General features: G+C 75.9%; 2 protein-coding genes. One reads left to right on the top strand and one right to left on the bottom strand.

Translation table 11 applies throughout. From position 1 onward, the window contains the following. The first annotated feature begins 137 nt into the window (after positions 1-137). Positions 138-833: a M48 metallopeptidase family protein gene (locus HMPREF3086_RS03160; protein ID WP_232303062.1), complete on the top strand. Its 696-nt coding sequence runs from the start codon at positions 138-140 to the stop codon at positions 831-833. Positions 834-862: 29 nt separating this feature from the next. Here the strand turns inward: HMPREF3086_RS03160 and HMPREF3086_RS19475 are convergent. Further along, positions 863-1,299: zinc-dependent metalloprotease (locus tag HMPREF3086_RS19475; RefSeq protein ID WP_246830886.1), on the bottom strand; the 437-nt coding region annotated here is incomplete at its 5' end.

Raw genomic sequence — 1,299 nt, 5'->3', positions numbered from 1 at the left:
CACAGGTGTCATCGTGGCACGCGATCACCGGGGCCCCGGCCCCGTCGGCGGGGTTATCCACAGGCTCGCGAGGGCGGGCCGGGTGTGTGGACGGCGGCCCGGGAGGCCGCGCCGTCGGGTGGTCTACCGTGGTCGGCGTGCCGTCAGCCCCTCGCCCCGCCGGCCGATCCGAGGACACCGCCCCCGGCGGCCCGGCCCCGCGGACGGCACTGCCCACGGACCCCGACGACCCGCGGATCGAGATCCGGCGGTCGAGGCGTCGCAAGCGGACGGTGTCCGCGCGGGTGGAGGGGGAGACGGTGGTGGTGCTCATGCCGGCGGGTCTGCCCCGGACCGAGGAGCGGCGCCTGGTCTCGGACATGCTGGGCCGTCTGGCGCGCTCGGGCCGCCGTCGGGGCCCGATGGCCTCGGACGAGGATCTGATGCGGCGGGCCTCCGGGTTGTCGGACCGGTGGGTGGAGGGGTGCCCGCGGCCGTCGTCGGTGCGGTGGGTGCCGTCGATGACCACGCGGTGGGCATCGTGCTCTCCGGCGTCGGGGGAGATCCGGATCAGCGAGGCGCTGCGGGACGTCCCGGCGTACGTGCTGGACTACGTCCTCGTTCACGAACTGGCCCACCTCGTGGTGTCGGGCGGGCATCCGCCGGAGTTCTGGGAGGTGGTGCGCCGCTTCCCGCGCGCCGAGCGCGCGATGGGTTATCTCGAGGCGTACTCGCGGGTCCTCCGTGGCGCGGCGGGGGCGCCAGGGGGTGCGGAAAACGCTCGCGGCGACGGGGCCGGCGAGGGAGTGGGTGACCTGATCGAGGGTGACGACGACGAGGTCGACGCGCCCTGACCGGCCCCGCCCGGGGTCGGTCAGACGGGTCAGTCCGCGTCGCGCGGCCCCTCGGAGCCGGTGTCGTCCCCACCGTCCCCGCCGCCGGACTCGCGGAGGAACCGCTCGATCTCGTCGACGCCGCCGGAGTCGCCGGTCGATTCGTCGAGGAGGCGGTCGATCACGGCGGCCGGGTTCTCGAGGTCCTCGCCGACGGGCAGCAGGTCGGGGTGGCTCCACAGACCGTCGCGGCGTTCGATGCCGACGGCCTCGCCGACCCGGCGCCACAGTTCGGAGGCCTCGCGGGCGAGCCGCGGGCGCAGTTCGAGCCCGACGAGGCTGGCGAAGGCCTGCTCGGCGGCCCCGCCGGTGGCGCGGCGGCGCAGCCACATCTCGCGGAGCTTGTCGGCGCTGGGGAGCCGGTCGCCGACGGCGGCCGTGACCACGGCGTCGACCCAGCCCTCGACGAGGGCGAGGAGTGTCTCCC

The sequence above is a fragment of the Dietzia sp. HMSC21D01 genome (assembly GCF_001815995.1).
Classification (GTDB): Bacteria; Actinomycetota; Actinomycetes; order Mycobacteriales; family Mycobacteriaceae; genus Dietzia; species Dietzia cinnamea.
Note: the sequence above shows the minus strand (reverse complement) of the source record. Positions and strands in the feature narration are given on the sequence as shown.